Source organism: Enterococcus columbae DSM 7374 = ATCC 51263, from assembly GCF_000406925.1.
Taxonomy (GTDB): domain Bacteria; phylum Bacillota; class Bacilli; order Lactobacillales; family Enterococcaceae; genus Enterococcus_E; species Enterococcus_E columbae.
Genome location: NZ_KE136349.1, coordinates 178,245 through 198,273, shown reverse-complemented (window position 1 = coordinate 198,273; position 20,029 = coordinate 178,245). Strand labels below are relative to the sequence as shown.

19 protein-coding genes are annotated in these 20,029 nt (G+C 38.3%); 8 read left to right on the top strand and 11 right to left on the bottom strand.

Translation table 11 applies throughout. The features are described 5' to 3' along the window. Positions 1–309: 309 nt before the first annotated feature. A complete protein-coding gene (locus RK02_RS08655; RefSeq protein ID WP_016183856.1) occupies positions 310–1,626 on the top strand; it encodes an APC family permease in 1,317 nt (438 codons plus the stop codon). A 58-nt stretch (positions 1,627–1,684) separates the two neighbouring features. Here the strand turns inward: RK02_RS08655 and trpA are convergent, their stop codons facing one another. Genes trpA through RK02_RS08620 form a run of 7 tightly spaced genes read right to left on the bottom strand, consistent with a single transcriptional unit; the run spans position 1,685 to position 8,179 of the window. Then, the gene (gene trpA / locus RK02_RS08650) at positions 1,685–2,473 is read right to left on the bottom strand and encodes a tryptophan synthase subunit alpha (protein ID WP_016183855.1); all 789 of its coding nucleotides are present in this window, start codon (positions 2,471–2,473) and stop codon (positions 1,685–1,687) included. Continuing rightward, positions 2,466–3,656, bottom strand: a complete 1,191-nt coding sequence (trpB, locus tag RK02_RS08645) for a tryptophan synthase subunit beta (protein WP_016183854.1) — start codon at positions 3,654–3,656, stop codon at positions 2,466–2,468. Before trpB ends, trpA begins: the two co-directional genes overlap by 8 nt. Positions 3,657–3,661: 5 nt before the next feature. Then, a complete protein-coding gene (locus RK02_RS08640) occupies positions 3,662–4,267 on the bottom strand; it encodes a phosphoribosylanthranilate isomerase (protein WP_245555709.1) in 606 nt (201 codons plus the stop codon). After that, positions 4,251–5,045 carry an indole-3-glycerol phosphate synthase TrpC gene (trpC, locus tag RK02_RS08635; protein WP_016183852.1) on the bottom strand — a complete coding sequence of 265 codons (795 nt, stop codon included), beginning with the start codon at positions 5,043–5,045 and terminating at the stop codon, positions 4,251–4,253. The genes RK02_RS08640 and trpC overlap by 17 nt, the downstream gene beginning before the upstream one ends. Beyond that, positions 5,038–6,075 carry an anthranilate phosphoribosyltransferase gene (gene trpD, locus RK02_RS08630; RefSeq protein ID WP_016183851.1) on the bottom strand — a complete coding sequence of 346 codons (1,038 nt, stop codon included), beginning with the start codon at positions 6,073–6,075 and terminating at the stop codon, positions 5,038–5,040. Before trpD ends, trpC begins: the two co-directional genes overlap by 8 nt. Positions 6,076–6,117: 42 nt before the next feature. Continuing rightward, positions 6,118–6,714 (bottom strand): anthranilate synthase component II, encoded by a 597-nt coding sequence (locus RK02_RS08625; protein WP_016183850.1) that lies wholly within the window; start codon positions 6,712–6,714, stop codon positions 6,118–6,120. After that, positions 6,695–8,179 (bottom strand): anthranilate synthase component I family protein, encoded by a 1,485-nt coding sequence (locus RK02_RS08620; protein ID WP_016183849.1) that lies wholly within the window; start codon positions 8,177–8,179, stop codon positions 6,695–6,697. The genes RK02_RS08625 and RK02_RS08620 overlap by 20 nt, the downstream gene beginning before the upstream one ends. A gap of 479 nt (positions 8,180–8,658) precedes the next feature. Here RK02_RS08620 and RK02_RS08615 point away from each other — a divergent pair, with 479 nt between their 5' ends. Then, positions 8,659–8,892, top strand: coding sequence for a DUF1858 domain-containing protein (locus RK02_RS08615; RefSeq protein ID WP_016183848.1), 234 nt, complete (start codon positions 8,659–8,661; stop codon positions 8,890–8,892). Continuing rightward, entirely contained in the window at positions 8,892–10,223 is a 1,332-nt protein-coding gene (locus RK02_RS08610; RefSeq protein WP_016183847.1) for a DUF438 domain-containing protein, read from the top strand. The genes RK02_RS08615 and RK02_RS08610 overlap by 1 nt, the downstream gene beginning before the upstream one ends. Before the next feature lie 57 nt (positions 10,224–10,280). Here the strand turns inward: RK02_RS08610 and RK02_RS08605 are convergent, their stop codons facing one another. From RK02_RS08605 to RK02_RS08595, 3 genes are all read right to left on the bottom strand, one after another. Further along, complete coding sequence (locus RK02_RS08605; RefSeq protein WP_016183846.1) at positions 10,281–11,516, bottom strand: MFS transporter; 1,236 nt, start codon at positions 11,514–11,516, stop codon at positions 10,281–10,283. An 8-nt stretch (positions 11,517–11,524) separates the two neighbouring features. Continuing rightward, complete coding sequence (locus tag RK02_RS08600) at positions 11,525–12,328, bottom strand: zinc dependent phospholipase C family protein (protein ID WP_016183845.1); 804 nt, start codon at positions 12,326–12,328, stop codon at positions 11,525–11,527. Between the two features lie 301 nt (positions 12,329–12,629). After that, complete coding sequence (locus RK02_RS08595; RefSeq protein ID WP_016183844.1) at positions 12,630–13,634, bottom strand: YeiH family protein; 1,005 nt, start codon at positions 13,632–13,634, stop codon at positions 12,630–12,632. A gap of 116 nt (positions 13,635–13,750) precedes the next feature. Here RK02_RS08595 and RK02_RS08590 point away from each other — a divergent pair, with 116 nt between their 5' ends. Both RK02_RS08590 and dltD read left to right on the top strand, forming a co-directional pair. Next, the gene (locus RK02_RS08590) at positions 13,751–14,572 is read left to right on the top strand and encodes a LysR family transcriptional regulator (RefSeq protein ID WP_016183843.1); all 822 of its coding nucleotides are present in this window, start codon (positions 13,751–13,753) and stop codon (positions 14,570–14,572) included. Positions 14,573–14,723: 151 nt separating this feature from the next. Further along, positions 14,724–15,998 (top strand): D-alanyl-lipoteichoic acid biosynthesis protein DltD, encoded by a 1,275-nt coding sequence (gene dltD / locus RK02_RS08585; protein WP_016183842.1) that lies wholly within the window; start codon positions 14,724–14,726, stop codon positions 15,996–15,998. Positions 15,999–16,097: 99 nt separating this feature from the next. Here dltD and RK02_RS08580 read toward each other — a convergent pair whose 3' ends face one another. Then, positions 16,098–16,541 (bottom strand): Lrp/AsnC family transcriptional regulator, encoded by a 444-nt coding sequence (locus RK02_RS08580; protein WP_016183841.1) that lies wholly within the window; start codon positions 16,539–16,541, stop codon positions 16,098–16,100. 717 nt (positions 16,542–17,258) lie between these two features. Here RK02_RS08580 and RK02_RS08575 point away from each other — a divergent pair. From RK02_RS08575 to RK02_RS08565, 3 genes are read left to right on the top strand one after another with little or no spacing between them, the layout of a single operon-like run. Then, the gene (locus tag RK02_RS08575) at positions 17,259–17,582 is read left to right on the top strand and encodes a hypothetical protein (protein WP_016183840.1); all 324 of its coding nucleotides are present in this window, start codon (positions 17,259–17,261) and stop codon (positions 17,580–17,582) included. Continuing rightward, positions 17,569–19,560, top strand: coding sequence for a V-type ATP synthase subunit I (locus tag RK02_RS08570; RefSeq protein WP_016183839.1), 1,992 nt, complete (start codon positions 17,569–17,571; stop codon positions 19,558–19,560). The genes RK02_RS08575 and RK02_RS08570 overlap by 14 nt, the downstream gene beginning before the upstream one ends. Then, positions 19,557–20,024 carry a V-type ATP synthase subunit K gene (locus RK02_RS08565; protein WP_016183838.1) on the top strand — a complete coding sequence of 156 codons (468 nt, stop codon included), beginning with the start codon at positions 19,557–19,559 and terminating at the stop codon, positions 20,022–20,024. The genes RK02_RS08570 and RK02_RS08565 overlap by 4 nt, the downstream gene beginning before the upstream one ends. The last annotated feature ends 5 nt before the right edge of the window (positions 20,025–20,029 follow it).

The window sequence follows — 20,029 nt, the reverse complement described above, 5'->3', positions numbered from 1 at the left end:
TGGCAGAAAAGTCTGCTAAGGTGTAAAGACTTTCCTAGCCAGACTGGCTTATCCGCTGAAGTGTCTAGCTGCTGAGCACAGATTATTTAAGGATGTGAAGCAAGTCGGTCAACTCTGAGCAAATAAGATCTAGTCTGAGAAAAATTCAGCGATTATAGAAATTTTTCACCAGACTAACTTATTTGACGAAGGAGTTACTTGTTGAACACGGATTCTGCATTTTCCTCAACTTCTGCTCAATTAAAGATAGCTTTATCAGAAAATTTTCTGTATACTCTATCTATAATTATGAAAATAAAGAGGTTATTTATGAATGAAAAACAATTAAAAAGAGAGATTTCACTTTTGGGAGCTTTGTCGACTGTTATGGGTACGGTCATTGGTGCAGGGGTCTTTTTTAAAGTAGCTGCTGTTGTGATGCATACACAAAACGCTACGGCTACGTTGTATGCTTGGGCGTTTGCTGGGATTTTGACTATTTGTGGTGGGCTGACGGTAGCAGAGTTAGCTACGGCAATTCCCAAAACAGGTGGGGCAATTAAATACATAGAAGCGACTTATGGGAAGCTGCCTGCTTTTTTACTAGGCTGGGCCCAGATGATTATTTATTTTCCAGCTAATATTGCAGCTTTAAGTATCATTTTTGCGACACAATTAGTCAATTTATTTCATTTACCACTTGCTAGTTTATTACCGATTGCGATTGTAGCAGGGTGTAGTGTGACCGGGATTAATTTGTTAGGAACAAAAGTGGCGGCTAACGTGCAGTCAGTCACGCTGATTGTTAAATTATTACCGATTGCTTTGATTGTTTTAGTGGGTGTTTTTCAGCCAGGCGAGATTTCGGTGTCAATCCTACCAGAAGGCTTACTGAGTCCTAAAACTAGTGTGGCTGGCTTTGCTTCAGCTTTACTTGCGACTTTATTTGCTTATGATGGTTGGCTAAATGTTGGCAATGTAGCAGGTGAAATGAAGCATCCAGAAAAAGATTTACCTAAAGCAATTATTTTAGGATTAAGCTTTGTGACCTTGATTTATGTGTTGATTAATTATGTCTTTTTAAAAAATTTACCCATTACAGATATTGCTGGTAATTTAAATGCGGCTTCGCAAGCTGCTCAATTAATTTTTGGTGCATTGGGTGGGAAGCTAGTGACTATCGGCATTTTGATTTCGGTATATGGGGCGCTAAATGGTTATACTATGACAGGTATTCGTGTCCCTTATGCTTTGGCCGTCAATGATGAATTACCGTTTAGTTCCTATTTAAAACGACTTTCCAAGCGAACCATTGTGCCTTATGTAGCGGCTTTATTCCAATTAGCTATCGCTTTAGTCATGATGCTTTTAGGCAATTTTGATTTGTTAACCGATATGCTGGTTTTTGTGATGTGGTTCTTTAGTATCCTGATTTTTGCGGCCGTTTTTATTTTGCGCAAGCGTCAACCAGACTTGCCACGTCCTTATAAAGTGCCGTTATATCCTATTCTGCCTTTAATTGCGATTTTAGGTGGGGCGTTTATCTTAGTGATGACGATTATCTATTCAACGCAATTGGCGCTAACCGGAATCGGACTGACTTTATTAGGCATTCCCGTTTATTTCTATCATACGAAAAAAAGCTAGTACAAACCAAACTCGTCAGTTCCATTAAGCATCGTTCAATGGAAACTGACGAGTTTTTTTATCTTATGGCCTGACAGATTTCTTTGGCGTATTGGGCTAATACTTGCGGGGCTTGCTGTTGGTATTTAGCAATTTGCTGGACAATTGCTGAGCCGATAATCACACCGTCAGCTAGTTGGCTCATTTTTTTTGCTTGTTCACTGGTAGCAATGCCAAAACCGATGGCAACAGGGAGCGTAGGATTGACCTTTCGTACAGCGTCAATCATACTAGCAAGATCAGTATTAATTTGGCTACGTACACCAGTTACACCAAGGGAAGAGACACAATACAAAAAGCCATTTGCTTCTTTAGCGATTTTTTCAATACGTTCTTTAGAAGTTGGTGCAATTAATGAAATAAAGGCTAGTTGATATTGTTGGCAGACTTGTTGAAATTCTTCTTTTTCTTCATAAGGCACATCTGGCAGAATTAAGCCATCGATACCGACTGCTTGCGCCTTTTGGATGAAGCGTTCAGTGCCATAGGAGAAGACGACGTTAGCATAGGTCATAATCACCAGTGGTACGGTCAATTCTTGGCGTAATTGGGCAACCAGCTCAAAAATATCATCCGTGGTGACCTGATTTTTTAAAGCGCGAAGATTGGCTGCTTGAATCACAGGTCCTTCAGCTGTTGGATCAGAAAATGGAATCCCCAATTCGATAATATCCGCGCCATTTTTGGCTAAGGTGTGGATAATTGCTTTAGTAGTAGCTAAATCAGGATCGCCACAGGTAACAAAAGGAATAAATGCTTTGTGTTGAAAGGCGTTTTGGATTCGTTGAAGTCCAGTTTGTTTAGTCATGGATATTTTCACCTCGATATCTTGCAATTGCTGCACAGTCTTTATCGCCTCTACCAGATAGATTGACGACAATAATTTGCTCTTTAGTCAGTGTGGGTGCAATTTTAATGGCATGAGCCAACGCATGTGCAGATTCAATAGCTGGAATGATGCCTTCTGTTTTGCTAAGCAGTTCAAAGGCGTTAACGGCTTCTTCGTCTGTGATTGCGACATATTCTGCACGTTTTTGATCATGTAAATCGGCATGCTCTGGTCCAATCCCTGGATAATCTAAGCCAGCAGAAATCGAATAAACGGGGGCAATTTGTCCGTATTCATCTTGACAGAAATAGGATTTCATTCCGTGGAAAATCCCCAATTTACCTGTAGCAATCGTGGCAGCTGTATCTAGGGTATCAATGCCACGACCAGCTGCCTCACAACCAATTAGGCGAACCTCTGGATGATCGATGAAATGGTAAAAAGCCCCAATCGCATTACTACCGCCACCGACACAAGCCATGACAATATCTGGTAAGCGGCCTTCTTTAGCCAATATTTGCTCTTTGATTTCCTGAGAGATAACTGCTTGAAAGTCGCGAACAATCGTTGGAAAGGGATGAGGCCCCATGACTGAACCGAGACAGTAGTGGGTATCGGCAATTCGACTAGTCCATTCACGCATCGCTTCAGAAACGGCATCTTTTAAGGTGGCTGTTCCACTCGTTACGGGAATGACTTGCGCACCTAATAGTCGCATTTTATACACATTAAGGGCTTGCCGGATGGTATCTTCTTGGCCCATATAGACAACACATTCCATATCCAGTAAAGCGGCAGCTGTCGCCGTAGCCACGCCATGTTGACCAGCTCCGGTTTCGGCAATTAGGCGGGTTTTGCCCATTTTTTTGGCTAATAAAGCTTGGCCTAAAACATTATTGATTTTATGGGCACCAGTATGATTCAAATCTTCCCGTTTGAGATAGATTTTGGCACCACCAAGCTTTTCGGTTAGCTTTTTAGCAAAATACAAGCGACTAGGACGATTGGCGTAATCGTGAAATAGCTCTTGTAGTTCTTTTTGAAAAGTAGGCTCATTTTTAAAGTGTTGATAGGCTACTTCTAGTTCAATGACGGCATTCATCAGTGTTTCTGGAATATATTGTCCACCGTGAATACCGAATCGACCGTTTTGATTTGTCATAGGCTTCATCCTCTCAATTGATTAATTATTGTTTGCATTTTTTGATTATCCTTTATGCCGTTGGTTTCAATAGCGGAACTAAGGTCAATGGCATAAGGTTTTAGGGCTAAGGCTTGTTTGAGATTGTTACGATTAATACCCCCAGCGAGAAAATACTTGCGGTTTACATTCTGAATGTAGCGCCAGTCAAAGCACTGTCCACTACCAGCTTGCTTATAATCAAACAGCAAATAATCTGCTGGTGAGTGTAGGGCTTTTAAGACATCGGTTTGATTTTGAATGCCAAAAGCCTTGATGATCGGCAACTTAAAGCTTTGTTTATAGTCATTAATTACTGCCTCGTTTTCATGACCATGTAATTGAATCAGGTCAATGACTTTTTCTTCAACTAAGCTGGCAATCAAGTTTTTAGGCGCATCCACAAAGACGCCCACTTTTAGAATCTTTCGATGAAGTTGTTGGCTGATTCTTTGGGCTGCTTCAAAGTTAACAACACGTTGACTATTTTGGGCAAAGACTAAGCCAATGTAATCGGGCGCTAATTGATTGATAAAATTAAGATCGCTCGTAGGCTGTATACCACAAAACTTGATTTTACTCAAAGTGCTCACCTCGCAATTGAGCCATCTTCACTTGGCGATTACTTGCTTTCATTAAGGTTTCCCCAATTAATACGGCATCAATTTGGGCCGCTTCTAGTAACTGGATGTCTTGTCGTGTCTGAATGCCACTTTCAGCGACTATCAGGATGTCTTTTGGAATTGCTTGGCGTAGGTTTAAGGTATTGTGCACATCAACTTGAAAATTTCTTAGATTGCGATTATTAACACCGATAATGGTTGCACCAGCTTGTAAGGCACGGGTAATTTCAGTTTCATCATGTGTTTCAACTAAACAAGACAAGCCAAGTGCAGTCGCTAATTGAATAAAATGTTTTAAGGTCTCGGTATCTAACAGCGCCACAATTAGCAGGATAGCTTGTGCCCCGAGTAGCTTGGCTTGATAAATCATATACTCATCGATAATGAAATCTTTTCTAAGACAAGGTAGCTTGACAGCTTGACTGATTTCTTGTAGATAGTCATCGCTACCGAGAAAAAAATCCGGTTCAGTTAAGACAGAAATAGCTTGCGCACCAATCTTTTCATAGTCTTTGGCAATTTGAATATAAGGGAAATCACTAGCGATGATGCCTTTTGAAGGAGAAGCTTTTTTACACTCACAAATATAGCTTAATCCTATTTGCCGCAATACTTTTTCAAAAGGAAAAGTCGTTGTTTGTGGTAGCTGTTGGCACGCCTGCTGTAAGGCAATCAGTGGCTGCTGGGCTTTTTGGTACGCAATTCTTTGTCTTGTTTTTTCAGCAATAGTTTGTAAAATATCAGTCATTATAGCCCTCCTGTAATTTACCCAATTCAATTACTTTTAACAGAGTTTCATAGGCTGCACCGCTATCGATGAGCTCGCCAGCTTTTAAGATACCTTCTGCTAAGCTACTAGCTTTCCCGCCTAAGTAGATGGCTGCTCCAGCATTTAATAAGACGGCGTGGCGTTTGGCGCCTTTAATTTTACCGGTTAGGATGTCTTTGGTGATTTGGGCATTTTCGCTGGGACTTCCTCCAAGTAAGTCCGTTTTTTGACAGTAGCTTAAGCCAATTGTCTGTGGATCAAAGGTATAGCGGTGGATATTTCCATGCGCAAGCTCACAAATACTAGTCGGTGCACTTAACGAAATTTCATCTAGTTTATCCTGACCATAGACGACCATCGCGCGTTTAACCCCAAGCTCAGCTAGCGTATGGGCTAAAATTTCTAATAAGGATTCGTCATAAACACCTAATAGCTGATAGCTTGGTTTGGCTGGATTAGTTAAAGGGCCTAAAATATTAAAGACGGTACGAATCCCTAGTTCTTTGCGGATACTACCGACATATTTCATCGAAGGGTGATAGCTTTGGGCAAAGCAAAAACAAAAATTCGTTTGTTCAAGCATTTTAATATTTTGTTCAGGCGTTTTAGCTAAAGGCAGCCCTAGTGCCTCCAAGCAATCGGCGGTCCCACTTTTAGATGAAGCGGCCCGGTTGCCGTGTTTGGCTACTTTAATGCCACTAGCTGCGGTAACAAAGCTTGCCGTGGTTGAGATATTAAAGCTGTTGGAACCATCCCCACCGGTTCCTACAATATCCATCACCTCAAATGGATGGTGAATTAAGGTGGCACAGTCACGCATCGCCTTCGCACAGCCGGCAATTTCATCAATGGTTTCACTCCGACTGCTTTTAGTCGATAGTGCGGCTAAAAAGGCGGCATTTTGGGTAGGGGTAGTTTGACCAGTCATGATTTCACTCATGACTTGATAGGCCTCATCAAAGGTTAAATCTTGTTTATCGACAATTTTTTTAATCGCTGTTTGAATCATTCTTTTTCCTCCTCGTAAAATGAATTTAGTAGCGCGCTTTTTTTATATTGAAGCATTGGCTGAATAATTTTGTGCAAATTGGATAAAATTCGCCAAAAGTCTGCGACCATCTGGGGTTAAGATGGATTCCGGATGAAATTGGACCCCAAAAATTGGGTAGCAAGCATGGCTGATAGCCATCACTTCTTCCTCGTTGGTTTGAGCGATGATTTTCAGACTATTAGGAATACTTTCTTTTTGGGCGATTAAAGAATGATATCTAGCCACTTTCATTGGGGCTTGAATACCAGCAAATAATGGATGCTGAGACTCGATTTGGATGAGTGAAGCTTTTCCATGCATTAATTGTGGTGCATAGCTAATCGTCGCACCAAATACCTGACAGATTGCTTGGTGCCCTAAGCATACCCCTAAAATAGGAATGTTTTGTCCTAATTGAGCAATCACTTCTTGACAAATACCGGCATTTTCTGGTCGTCCGGGTCCAGGTGAGAGGATGATGGCTTGCACCTTAAGCTGTTTAATTTGATCGATAGTATATTCATCATTGCGAATCACTTGAATTTCTTTAGTCATTTCGCCAATCAATTGATATAGATTATAGGCAAAACTATCATAATTATCGATTAGTAAAATCATGCTTCACACCTCCAGCCAGCTCCAAGGCTTTCACCGTCGCCTTGGCTTTATTGATGCACTCTTGATATTCTTTTTCTTCACAAGAATCAGCGACAATACCCGCGCCACTTTGAATAAAGATTTTTTGGTTTTTTTGATAGATAATCCGAATCGCGATACACAAATCTAAATTGCCACTAAAATCGATATAACCGATTGCTCCGCCATAAATGCCTCGCTTAGAATCTTCTAATTCATTGATAATTTCACAGGCTCTAAATTTGGGAGCGCCAGATAAAGTCCCAGCTGGTAAAATCGCATCAACGGTATCTAGTGCATCTTTATCAGGCTGGATGATGCCGCGAATAGTTGAGCCAATGTGCATCACATGCGAAAAACGTTCGATATTGAGATATTTTTCTACCTCAACTGTCCCAAACTGACAAATCTTGCCTAAATCATTCCGGCCCAAATCCACTAACATATTGTGTTCAGCCAATTCTTTTTCATCCTGTAATAGCTCTTTTTCTAAGGCTAAATCCATTTGCTGATTTTCTCCACGTGGGCGCGTACCCGCTAACGGATAGGTATAAAGTGTTTCTTTTTCTAATTTGACTAGCGTTTCTGGTGAAGCTCCGATGACTTCTAACTCGCTAGTCTGTAGATAAAAAAGATAAGGAGAAGGGTTGAGTAGGCGAAGCTGACGATAGGTATCCAGCAAGCTCCCCTTAAATGGTGCGCTGAGGCAGTTCGCTAGTACAACTTGGAAAATATCGCCTTCATAGATATATTCTTTCGCTTTTTGGACCATTTGACTAAACTGTGCTTGGCTAAAACGTGGCTTTAAGGGACTGAGTAGCTGTCCGGTATATTGCTTTTTCGCATAGTGCTGTGTGAGCAAATCTGCCAAGCTTTTTAACTCAGTGCAAATTTTCGGATAGGCAGATTTCAGCTCAGCTAAAGGTAAATGAGCGATTAAATAGATTTTTTGCTGTACATGATCAAAGCAAATGACCTTTGTAAAGAGCATTAAGTTAAAATCATTGAGCTTTTCTGGATTTTTTGCATCTAAAGTTAATTTGCTTTCAGCATATTTGAAATAGTCATAGCCAAAGTATCCAACCAAACCACCAGTAAAAGGTGGAAGAGTAGGGATTTGAGGGACTTGAAAGTTGGCTAGCAACTCACGCAGATAAGCTTGTGGTGAGCTGGCTTGAACGAATTGATTATTTTCAATGATTTGACCATCTAGTCCACTAATTTCTAATTCTGGATCAAAGCCTAAAAAGGTATAGCGTCCCCATTGTTCCTTTGATAAGACTGATTCTAATAAAAAGCAAGGCTTGTCTTGCTCTTTTAACAGCTTTAAAACTTCTAACGGGGTTTTAATATCGGCTAATAGTTCTAAAACAAGCGGATAGTGGGTATAATTTTTGATCGTGGATGTGGTTGTTAAAAAGTGAAGATCTGGATAAATTGTATACATAAAAAATACCTCCAAGCCTGTCGAAGGATATAAAAAAGTCCTTGACAGCATAATGATTACTGTCAAGGACGAATTACAAAATCCGCGGTGCCACCTTGATTTATGGATGGTTATCCATACCCTTAAGCAAGATACAATCATATCTCCGACTACTGACGTAAGCCAACACGTGGTAGAATACTCAAAAGCAAGCTTTCTTTGACTACCCCCTCCGCGGTCCATTTGATAACTTGTTTTTCACCTAACTCTCAGCAACGTAGGCTCTCTGTAGAAGCATGATTACCTTTATCTCCGCATCTTCGGTTTAAAAGATTAGAAAATATTTAATTTTTAATGAATTTTAAGCTTATTTTTCTCATTTGTCAAGTATGAAGTAATTTTTTTGATCGAGTGAGTGATTTTTTGAAAATATTCGTGTAAAAGTGAACGAAATTGTGTAAAATGTAACTGAGAATGATTATTAATTAGGGTGTGATTAGATGAAAGAATTGGATTTAAATTTATCATTGTATGACTTGGTCCAAAGTTATCCTGAAATCTTAACAATTATGTTTCAGCTAGGCTTTAAAGAAATTAAAGCGCCCGGTATGCTCCAAACAGCCGGTCGCTATATGACGATTCCTAAAGGTGCACGTTTAAAGAAAATTCCCCTAGAGGAAATTATTGCGGCCTTTGAAGAAGCCGGCTTTACAGTAAAAGGAGGAAATATATAATGGAACAAACGAGAAAAGAGCGACAAGAAAAAATTGTCGAGATTTTAACTAGCTTACATAATGGGGGGAGTTTTGAAGAAGCCAAAGCGATGTTCAATGAAGCCTTTGATGGGGTAGATGTTACGGAGATTACCGCAGCTGAAAAAGCCTTGATTCAATCCGGCCTTGATCCTAGTGAGATTCAGCGTTTATGCAATATTCATGCGGCAGTATTCAAGGGTTCGATTAATGACATTCATCGTTCTAATGAAGAGCATGGACAAGTAGGTCACCCAGTACATACGTTAAAGCTAGAAAATCAAGTCTTACAATCTTTATTAACGGATGAAATTGAGGGAATCTTGGCTAAAATGGCGAAGCAAGATTGGTCACAGCTTGCTCGGCTACAAACGGCTGTTGAGGATTTAAAAACGATTGATAAGCACTATACACGTAAAGAAACCTTAATTTTTGCCTTTATGGAAAAATATGGCATTACTGCACCGCCAAAGGTTATGTGGGGAGTGGATGACCAAATTCGCGAGCAGATTAAAGCCTTCGCTGAATTATTAGCTTCACCTAAAGTTGCGTATAATCCACTTTCGGAAATGTGGGCAAGTTTAAAAAATGAAATCGAGGAAATGATTTTCAAGGAAGAAGAAATTATGGTGCCGATGACCTTGGATATCTTTAGCTTAGCTGATTGGCAGCAAATCGCTCAAGATAGCTATGATATTGGCTTTAGCTTTATTCCTGAACCATTAAAATGGGTGCCTAGTGCTGCTTCCTTTGAAAAAGAAAAGGAAAATGAAGTCAAAAGACAAGCCGCGATTGCCCAAGCTAAGGAAACCACTGAAGCCATTGCGGCTAGTCTACCTGATTCTTCTTCTCCTATTCCTTCTGTAGTAGAATCTGAGATAGAGACAGATTTTACTGGCGATTTATCTGCTACGATTGATTTACCAACGGGCAACCTACAGCTAGATCAATTAATTGCGATTTTTTCTCATTTACCAGTTGATTTAACCTTTGTGGATGTAGATGAAAAGGTTCGTTTTTACTCGGAAGGGCCACACCGGATTTTCCCAAGAACGAAATCAGTAATTGGCCGCGAGGTAGTGAATTGTCATCCACCAAAGAGTATGCACATTGTTCAACAAATTTTAGATGACTTTCGTTCAGGCGCTAGGACGCAGGCGGATTTTTGGATTGATATGAGGGGAATGAAAATCTCTATTCGTTATTATGCTTTGCATGATGAACAAGGCAAGTACTTAGGCTGTTTAGAGGTCACCCAGGATATTACTGAAATCCAAAAATTATCTGGTCAAAAACGATTATTAGATGAATAAAACAGAAATCAAGGGCTACGAAAAATACTTTCGTAGCCCTTTATAATCAAAAATAGCTTACTGAGTTGCTTTCAGTGATCGTTGGAAAAAGTATAGCCCTGCAATAAAAATTAGAATCAATACGGCAAGGCCCATTTGTTCGTGGCCGGTTAATTGCGTTACTCCACTAACTAAGAAAGTCCCGATAAAAGCCGCCCCTTTGCCACAAACATCTAAAATGCCAAAATATTCCCCCGATTGGTTAGCAGGAATCATACTAGCAAAATAAGAACGGGATAAACCTTGAATACCACCTTGAAATAGTCCTACTAAAATAGCTAAAATCCAAAATTGAATGGCATAAACCAAGCTCACCGCAAATAAAGTAATACCGATATAAGCAAAAATACATAGGCGAATCACTTTTTCCGTCGCAAAACGCTTAGAAAAATGCGCAAAGGCAATCGTTGCTGGAAATGCGACAAACTGGGTAACCAAAAGGGCTAAAAGTAAGTCATTATTGTCTAAACCCAGTGCCTTACCATAAGCAGTGGCCATACCAATAATGGTATTCACCCCATCGATATATAGACAGTAAGCGATTAAATAATAAAAAATTTGCTTTTGATGATAGATTTTCCCTAGCGTTTGCTGTAAGCGTTGAAAGGTTGTTTGGATAATTTTTTCTTGTTTAGGAATAAAATATTTTTGCTGATAGGTTTTTAATAAAGGCAGGCTTGATAACAACCACCAGCTAGCGGTAATGATAAAAGCACCAATCATCGCTTGATTAAGACTTAAATGCAAAGAATCTTTAAATAAAATCAAGGCAATACTTAATACAAAAGGAATCACACTACCGATATAACCATAAGCATAGCCTAAAGCAGAGACGCGATCATAACGTTCTTTAGTAGTAATATCGGTAAGCATGGCATCATAAAACACTAGACTAGATGAATAACCGACTTTAGCGATAATGTAAATGACTAGCAGCCATAACCAATGATTGGCTAAGCTTAAGGCATAACAGCCTAAAACACCCATCAATAAAAAAAGGATAAAGAGCTTCTTTTTCATCCCCTTAAAGTCAGCAATACTACCAAAAATTGGCCCAATCACGCCTACTATTAAAGTGATGAAGGAAGTAGCATAGCCCCAGTAAGCCAGATATTGTGCCGAAGAGAGCTGCGCATTTTGGGCCAAATGATTAAAATACAAAGGCAAGATGGCGGCTAGCATCAAGCTAAAACCGGAATTACCAATATCATAAAAAATCCAATACCACTCGAAACGATTCAGTTTTTCTTTCATCTGCTCACCTAATCTCTTTCAAAGGTTGGATAATAGTCATCAGAAAAGGTCATATTTTCTTCTTTCAGCTGTTGGTTAAAATCATTAATCATCCAAACCGCATTATGAATCGCCATTTTATATCGACGGTAAAGCTCTTCGTTGACTGGCTGACAAGTAGGATTGGCTTGACGATTAATCACGAGCTTATTTAAAGAAGGATAGTTTCCGCTTAGTAAAAACATCCCCTTAACTAAGCTACGTTTCATTTTACCTGGTGCAACTAGCAAATCGAGAAAATGTCGCATCGTAACCAAAGCTTCCTTTATCTGACTCACCTTAAATTGTGGGAAACATTTTTGGATGACACCTGCTTCAAAATCAGTGGTGCAGATATGGCTACTGATATGATGACGCAATGGATCAAAGCCGTCTTTGATCAAAAGCATCCGATCAAATTCCGCTTCGATTTCTGAATGGGAAAGCCCCGTTTCATCTTGAATTTGATAGACATAAGGATGACAATACTTATCCAAAGCATAGTGGCACAAAAAGCCTAAAATATACACTTTCAGAGCGGTCTGGTCCACTTTTTCTAGCTTTAGATATTGACGAAAGCGCCGAAAAACTTGCCGTCCACGTTCATTATGTAACTCACTACCATAGAGTGTTAAGGCATTTTTGTGATAGGGACGATAATAAAATAAGATATCCGGACCGTGCTGTCCTGTTTGATAAAGTCGAATATACGACTTTATTTCTTTTTGTAAGTCAGCGGGCAATTGGCGCAACACTTCTTGCCCAAAGCGAAGATGTGCATAGGTTGTTGGCATGAGACAAGCCTCCTTTAATGTTTATTTCATCAGTTCACAGCAAAACTGGATGGTCTAATAGTTAAGAATAAATCTGATTAAAGTATATGCTTAAAAAATGAATTTTTCAAACGTTCTAGTTATCAAATGTAAAGGAAAAATAATGCTTCGTGTCCTTTTTAGGTATACAAGCGGATAGATTCTGGCTGTGTTTTATAAAAAAATGACAGTTTTTTATATTTAAATCGAGAAAATAGCGAGGAATAGTTTGTAAATTGTCATAAAAAAACTCCGCAAAGGTTGCGGAGTAATCAAGTAGTTGTTAAAATTTGAGTAGATAAATTAGGCCAACTGCAAATACGGTTTGGATGGCGCCAACGCCTAATCCATATAGTAAAAAGCGTGGCCCTTCTTTTAAGAATTTTTTGAAATCTAAACGCAAACCAATCGCGGCTAGAGCGGTCGTTTCAAACCAAGTGCTGAAAAAATGCGCCCCTTGATCGAAAATAGCTGGTAGCTGGATAAAACTATTTAAAATACAGGCAATCAAAAAGCCTAAAACATACCAAGGAATAGGTAATTTTTTCTTTTTGGAAGCTACTAGCATTTGGCTATTTTGACGTTTGTTGGCGATGATTTTTTCAAAAATAATCACAACTAAAACTAATAAGACGATACGCAAAATTTTAAAAAGCATGGCAAATTGAACGACATCTGGATTGTCTAAAGAAGCGCCGGCGACTACTTGGCCGACAGATTGCAAGGTACCACCGATTAAGGCACTTTTGGCTAATAAATGATCCCCAAATAAAGCCATCCCTAAAAATGGTAAGGTGAGCATCATAACGGTACCTAGTAAGTTAACTAAGGTGATAATTTGTCCTTTTTCCTCGTCTTTTGCCCCGATGGCTGGCGCAATCGCCCCAATAGCAGATGAACCACACACTGCATTACCACCACTCATCATCAACGACATTTCATCATTAAAACCTAATTTTTTTCCTAAAAAATAGGTGCCAACAATAGTAATTGTCATGATACATACAATGTAAAGCATTCCTTTTAGGCCCATTTGTCCAATCGTTTGAAAGGTCACCGTAAAACCTAAAAGTACGACAGAGTATTCTAAAAGGCGACTTTCTGAAAATTTAGTCCCTTGTGATAAAGATTTTTGACGAAAAACGGTATTTCCTAGTACAATACCTAATAGAATTGCAATGGTTGCCCCACCTATCTCTGGGAAGAAGATAGCCAACCCCTTACTCACGGCTGCAACGATTACGGATAATATTAATCCTGGTAGGATAGGTTTAATCTTTGTATACATTTTATTCCTTCTTTCTATTTAAATTCCTCTTACCTATTTATTATAAATGATTTTTATGTATAAAGATAAACAACGTTATTATAGTTACAATAAGAAAAATTTATGGAAGTGATTGCATGTTTAAATTATTAGAAACCTTTAAAACCGTCTATGAAACAAGAAATTTTTCCAAAGCAAGTGAACGGCTGTTTATCTCACAGCCTGCTGTGTCCAATCAAATTAAACAACTTGAGGCTGATTTAAAAGTAAAACTGTTTGTAAGAAATGGTCGTCAAGAGATTTATGCGACTGCACAAGCGGATATTTTATATCACAATGTGCTTATTTTATTAGAAGATTGGGAGTCAATCAAGCATAAAATGTTAACCTTAGAAACACGAAAAATCAAATGTCGTCTGGCGGCCTCGCATACATTTGCTATTTATATTTTACCTAATCTATTGGAGGATTTATTCCGGACTTTTCCAACGATTGATTTTTCGATTCAAATGTTGAATTCTTATGAAGTATTTAGTGCGATTCAAAGCCATGAATTGGAGTTTGGTTTTATTGAAAAACCATTGGCTACTGGCTCTGTGCAACGTACGCCATTGATGGATGATCAGCTTGTACATGTCGGGTATAAAAGCCAACCCTGGCTGATTCGAGAGGCGACTTCTGGAGTTTATTATTATCAAAAACGTTATATGGAAGAGCACAATGTTAATCTACCAACCATTGAAGTACAAAATAATGAGTTAATTGTGGCACTATTAAAACGCGGCATTGGCCAAACCGTCATCTCTAAAAGAGCAGCTAAAGATTTGCCTTATGAATTACTTACCGAGGAATATTTGCGCCAATTTTATCTGATTCAGCGGGATCATCTGGTTCATCCTTTATTAAACGAGTGTGTTACGTATATTCAAGAGTGGGCCAAATCTCAACCTTTAGACTGATTTTTCTGTAAATTGTTTTAAAAATGCAAAAAAGACTTGCTATTTTTAGGTATTTCAAGGTATGTTTTGAGTAAGAAGGGAGGCTAACTGGTGATATTGAACCTTTGACAACAATGATAAGTAAATAGGTTGAGGTTCAGTACTTAGTCATATGTTAAAAAAGAAATTATTTACAATTTTCGGTCCACTAGTTGCTGCCGTTATTTTAGTTAGTGCCTTATTTATTTTGCCGATTCAAACGAACCACGTCCGCCCTGAAGTTTGGAAAAAAGCCTCAACTGCGATGTCAGGTAATATTTTGGGTGGGAATATGATTAAAAATCAGGCAATCGCCTCAGGAGAATATGTACCGTTTTTTGGTTCATCAGAATTGAGCCGATTCAGTCCATTTCATCCAAGCGTATTAGCAACCAAATACCATCGCAATTATCGTCCATTTTTATTAGGGGCACCTGGTACGCAATCCTTAAATCAATTTGCTGTTGCGCAGTCTTTAAGAAATGAAATAACGAATGGCAAAGCCATTTTTGTTATCTCTCCTCAATGGTTTGTCGAAAAAGGGGTCTCTGATTTAGAATTTAATGCTTATTTTTCAGAATTGCAATTATACGATTGGCTTTTATCACTGCATAAGACGGACCAAGCCACGCAATTTTATGCCCAACGCTTATTACACTTTTCAAGAATCAATCAGAATAAAAAAATGAGTACGATTTTAACTGCAATTGCCAATGGAAAAACGATTGATGAGCTACCCATGGCACAATTGGCGACACTAAAAAGCAATTATCAACTCTTACAGCGCGAAGATCAATTATTCAGTCAAATTGGAATGTTTACGAAGAATAAAAAGGTGAATAAGTTTGAAAAGCAATTGCCAGAAATTTATAATTACCAACAATTAGATGCGCTGGCATATAAAATTGGGGAGCATCGTACCAAGAACAATCAATTTTTAATTGATAATCAATTCTATCAAACACGCCTGCAATTTGGCTTGAAGGATTTAAAAAATTCCCAAACCACTTGGAGTTATTGTCAATCGCCAGAGTTTGCGGATTTTCAACTTGTATTGAATCAGTTTGCTAAATCACATACGGATGTCTTGTTTATCATTCCACCGGTGAATAAGCGATGGAGTGACTATACCGGTTTATCACAAGAAATGCTGCAAAACTTTGCCGCTAAAATCAAATATCAGTTGACTAGTCAAGGCTTTAATCAAGTAGTGGATTTTTCAAAAGAAGATACTGTACCATATTTTATGGCAGATACCATTCATTTAGGCTGGCGAGGCTGGTTAAAAGCAGATGCCTATATCGCCCCGTTTTTAGTCAATCCACAGCCGAAAGTAAACTATCAATTAAACAACGAACGCTTTTTCTCAAAGCAATGGCAAGAACAAGTAAGTGAAGTTTACCATTAATATTTTTAACAACTAAAAAAGAGGGAGTAGCTATTAAAATAGCTGCTTCCTCTTTTTAGTTGGCGGTAAAAAATTACCGAACCTGTTGTTTACTGTTTTTTAAGCATTTGTTTCAAATTGAACACCGCGCGGACCAACATTGGTTGAAAAGACAATATGGGTTTTGGTGTCGCCAAATCGTTGTAAGGCATTGATGAATTCATCCAAATCAACGGTATTTGGGAAATAGACCTTTAAAAGCATTGAGTAATCACCGGTGATGCAATCACATTCAACGACATTTGGAATTGCATCAATGTATTGATAAAATGCTTCCTTATCTTTGGCATTGACCGCACAATTAATATAGGCCTTTATTGAAAAGCCTAATTTTTGATAGTTGACCATTGCTTGGTAATTCTGAATATATCCTTGATTTTCTAGGTTTTGTAGCCGAACAGATACCGATGGAGAGGAAATAAAGCACTCTTCAGCGATTTGTTTCACTGTGATACGACCATTTCTTTGAAGGATATTCAGAATCTTGTAATCTAGATCATCCATGTAATCCCCTCCTTCTAATTCATATTGTAGCGATAGCACTAAAAACTTGCAAGCGTTATTCAAGTGTAAACAGGATTAGTAAACAAAAAAATAAATTAGTTTAAAAGCTTTTAAATTAAACTAAATAAAAACTAAATAAAGTAAAGATAATTTTAAAAAATAGTGTGAATTTTTATTAAATACAAAGATAATTCTTTTTTACAGGAGATTTCATAACAAAAAATTACAAAATATAATAAAGTTAACATCGAGTTGTTTACCCGTGAATAAATTTTCTTTTATCAGCGTATTTAAAAGCAAAGATTCTTAGTTTATAGGTGTTTTATCATCGATTAAAACGAAACGATTTATAAATAAATAAAAAAACTGTATATTTTATCTATTTAATAAAAATTTAATATAAATCCATCTTTTATAAATAACGATAGTTTCTAAAAATGGTTGAATAGATTTTATAGATAAGTAGAAAGTAAAAAAACAATGGTGATTATTTGACATTTTTTGTACAAATAAATCGCATACATTAAAAAAAGGCAAGTTTTTCAGCAAGGATTTACCTTTTCAATTTTCTAAATTTTTGCTATACTAACGATTGTAAAATTTGAATAGAGAAAAATGGTTGAGCATGTGCTTCAAGGATTGCGTTCTTCAAGGGGTGAGAAGGACTTGTTTCTTGTTAGTCATGTTCATTTTTTTTTACGGAAGGATGTGAGTCAGATGCAAGAGGCACTTGAGAAAATTCAGCAGGCTGAAAATCATAATCAAGAATTACTCGCTTTAGCTAAGCAGAAGGTTCATGATTACCATCAGCAACAGCAAGCGACATTAGCACGTTTGCAAAAGGAATATAAAGCTGAAGTCGCTCGTTTTATTCAGGAAAAAGAAGCTGAAGAAACAAACAAATTAGCCGCTCGTAAAGAATCCTTAGCTAGCGAGGTTGCTACCATGAAAAAGCATCTTGCGGATAGCTATGAAAAGAATGCTCAAGCAGCGATTGCACAAGTGATTGAGAAGGTGTTGAAGACCTATGGCAGTCACTAAAATGAAAAAATTAACGGTAATCGCACCGAAAAATCATCAAGCGAGTCTACTGAAAACCATTCAGGGATTGCAACAATTACAAATTAGAGATGTATTTGTTCAAAATGTTTCTAATCAATGGGTTAAAACTTACTTTAAAGAAGTACAGCCAGTTGATTATCAAAACGAAATTGCCAACAATCAACAAATGGTTAGCAAAATCAATGAGGCGATTCAATTCATTTTACATTATGGTAATTTAAAGCAACCTAAAAATGTCTTGAAACGTCAAAATCTATCCCTAGCTGAATTAGAGGGGCTACATGAGCATTTTGATTTAGAAGCTGAATTAGCAAATATCCAACAATTGCAAGAAAAGTGGCAAAGCATTGAACAAAATTTACGCAAGCTCAATGAAAAAGAACAGGACTTATTCGCTTGGCAAAAGCTGGATATTATCCCAAACCAGTTTGCCTCTAAACAGGTTCGATTGCAATTAGCTACGGTGGCTAGTGAGAATTGGTTAGCTTTCGAGCAAGCAAGTCAACAATTGCCAGAATTATATCTTGAGCTGATTTATGATGATACCAAAGAAGCCCACTTTGCAATGGTTTATTTAGAAAGTCTAGCTGAACAAGTGAAACATTTCGCTAGTCAGTTTAGCGCAGTGGAAGTGCATTTAGCAATTGAGCAAACACCAAGCCAGGCAATCAAGCAAATTGACCAGCAAGTGAAGGCTTTGGTTCAACAGCAAAAGGAACTGGCACTTGAAATTGGTCAAAAGCGTCAGTTAATCGCTCAATTACAGCTTTCTGAAGAATACTTATTGGCCAAAATTGAACGCTATCAAGCGCTTAGTCAATTTGTTCAAACAGAGCATTTATTTGTTTTACAAGGCTGGGTTGGGCAGACGGATTGTCAAGAGCTCACCCAAGCGCTACAAAACAGTGTCCCTTATGAAGAAGTGTATCTTTCTTTTGAAGAGCCAACTGCTGCAGAAATTCAAGAAGAAGTACCGACGAAATTAAACAATCATCCAATCGTTCGTCCATTTGAAATGTTAATTGAAATGTATAGCTTACCAAAATATGACGAAATTGATCCAACCCCTTGGATGTTTCCGTTTTTCTTGGTCTTTTTCGGCATGATGGTAGCAGATATCGGTTATGGCGTATTGATGTTAGTGGCCACCACGGTTGCTTTACATACGCAGGTCTTTAAAAAAGGGACGGAGCGCTTCTTACGCTTTTTCCAAGTGGTGAGTATTCCAACGATTCTTTGGGGCTTTATCTATAATTCTTGCTTTGGAGAAAGCCTACCTTATAAACCGTTGCTATCCACCCAAGAGGATGTAATCCAAATTCTCTTATTAACCGTTAGCTTTGGTTTTATCCAAATCATGGTTGGTCTTGCTTTAGCCGGCTATCAAAATGTCAAACGCAACGATTATCTAGGCGCTATTACCAATGGCTTTGCTTGGCAAGCGATTTTGGTTGGTTTAGCAATATACGCTGCAGGAACCTTTTTAAATCTAGGGACTTTAGTCGGACAATTAGGCATTGTCATTGCTTTAATTGGCGTGGCTTCAATTATCTTTATTCCGACCTTTACGAATAAATCAAAGGTATTAGGCTTTGTCGGTGGTCTATATCAGCTTTATGGTATCAGTAGTTACATCGGTGATTTGGTCAGCTATACCCGTTTAATGGCCTTAGGAATTTCCGGTGGGGCGATTGCGGCGGCTTTTAACTTAATTGTTGGTTTTATGCCACCTGTTTTCCGCTTTACCATTGGTTTAGTTTTATTGGTTGCCTTACATGCATTAAATATTTTCCTATCTTTATTAGGCGCTTATGTGCATGGGGCACGTTTACAATATGTTGAATTTTTCGGTAAATTCTACGAAGGCGGCGGAAAAGTCTTTCAACCGCTAAAATCTGCTGAAAAGCATGTAAATATTCGTTGGAAAAAACAAAATAATGGAGGAAATGAATCATGAAAGAATTCTTTATGACAAACGGAGGATTAATTTGCGCTGTGTTCGGCATGGCCATTGCAACAATTTTTTCAGGAATTGGGTCAGCTAAAGGGGTTGGCTTCACTGGTGAGGCAGCCGCTGCTTTAACCACTTCACAACCAGAAAAATTCGGTCAATCTTTAGTGCTACAATTATTACCAGGTACCCAAGGGTTATATGGTTTCGTTATTGCAGTAATGATTTTCTTACAAGTGAGTGCGGACATGCCTTTAGCTAAAGGAATTGCTTTACTAGCAGCTTCATTACCAGTGGCTTTTGCTGGTCTAGGATCAGGGATTGCTCAAGGGAAAGTAGCTGCCGCAAGTATTCAAATCTTAGCGAAAAAACCTGAACATATGATTAAAGGGGTTATCTATGCCGCAATGGTTGAAACCTATGCCATTTTAGGTTTCGTTATCTCAATTATGATTTTAACTAAGAGCTAATCGTC